Origin of the sequence: Bacillus sp. JJ1127 (assembly GCF_036965845.1) — a bacterium.
Classification (GTDB): domain Bacteria; phylum Bacillota; class Bacilli; order Bacillales; family Bacillaceae_G; genus Bacillus_A.
This window is the reverse complement of record NZ_JBALQK010000364.1, coordinates 5,597-7,116: the sequence shown is the minus strand read 5'-3', so window position 1 is coordinate 7,116 and position 1,520 is coordinate 5,597. Positions and strand designations below refer to the sequence as shown.

General features: G+C 31.6%; 2 protein-coding genes. Both read right to left on the bottom strand.

Annotated elements, in window-relative coordinates:
* Positions 1-71: 71 nt before the first annotated feature.
* On the bottom strand, positions 72-530 hold the full coding sequence (locus V7183_RS24480; protein ID WP_335361145.1) for a hypothetical protein: 459 nt from the start codon (positions 528-530) through the stop codon (positions 72-74).
* A gap of 112 nt (positions 531-642) precedes the next feature.
* The gene (locus tag V7183_RS24475; RefSeq protein ID WP_335361144.1) at positions 643-1,479 is read right to left on the bottom strand and encodes a hypothetical protein; all 837 of its coding nucleotides are present in this window, start codon (positions 1,477-1,479) and stop codon (positions 643-645) included.
* Positions 1,480-1,520 lie beyond the last annotated feature (41 nt).

Here is a 1,520-nt window from a genome sequence, read left to right as displayed (position 1 = left end):
AGCTTATTTTTATTTGTTGTAGTAGAATTTTTTGAGTCGCTAATTTAATATGTTATTTACCTTACTAAAGATTATGCAGTTTTTCCAATTGGGAAAGTTCTTGAAGTAACCGTCTCACCTGTATTCCCATTTGTTACTGTAGTGTAATAGTATCCCCAGTAATTATTATTCTTGATTTCATCGGATTTATAAATATATTTTTTTACAGTAAAACTGTTTGGTGCAGCATCAAGACCCTCATACCAAGTTTTAAAAGAAAGGCCAAACCCTGCGATTGCTATAAATTTAGCTAACTGGTTTATTCCCTGTAGTGCTGGAACTAAACCAGCAATTCCGATTAGAAGAGCGACGTCATTGTCTGCACTATTTGGATCAGTAGCTACTACTTTTGTTTCTACTCTAACTAATGTGTGTCCCGGTTGTGATGCAGATGCTTTGTCTGTAAAGATTCCCATTGAACTAAATGTAATTAGTATTGTACAAACTATTGTTATAATACTTAATTTTTTAAAAGAAGGATTTAAGGTCACTTCGAATCATCTCCTTGATTAATATATATTGATATAACGAAACATAAAATTTATAAATCTAATATTTTAATATCTTTAAATATTTCTTTTTCAGTTTAATATCTTTATAAACCTATTTTGTACCTACATTAATTTTATATTTTAAGGTATACCCGTATCCTTTGACATTATTAAAATCAACTGTACCAGAACCGAATTTAAATGGAATGTTTTCTTGTTGTTTTGAATAAGGGTGCATAAAACCAGCTCCTACCTCAATGTCAGTTCCATTATATTGAGTTGGAACTTTAACTTTTTGATTAGTATAGGCACCAAACATACTAGTTCCTTCTTTAAAAGGTATTTTCCATTGTGTTCCATAAGGGCTGGATTCATTAGCAGTCAAGTATGCTTCATTATCATCTGGATTGAACCAAGTTTGTCGTGCTGAATTAGCATTTTTAATAGGGGTCACTTTAGAATCCCAAAAAATACCGATAGTATCATTTGTTTTCAAATAAGGAATTTGATTCCAGTAACCATTAGAATAGATACGATACAGATTGTTAGAACCATCAGTACCTTCGTAAACTGCGAATAAATTAAAGGTTAACCCATTCTCTACCACGGATTCTGGTTGATTTACCGAATATCGGATTTGGCTTTTTGACTTAGTTTCATTTCGATCAATTGGAATTAAATTAACTTTTTTTCCGCCAGTTTGGGCAATTTCTTTCTTCAATGCATCTGACATTTTTGAGAGATCACTTGAAGTAAATCCCATTTGTTTTAAGACTTGCTCAATTTTAGCAGAGTCAAAACTTTTAATTCCCTTAATTCTTCCATCATCTAATTTCTTTACTTCGTAGTTACTACTAGTAGGTTGTTTAACTTCAGCTGACGCGGGATTAGAAACACCAAAACTTAGTCCTACAACTGTAGCCAAAGCTAGACTTAATGTTTTTTTCATGATTAATTACTCCCTTCATTTTTTGGAATAGAATGTAAATT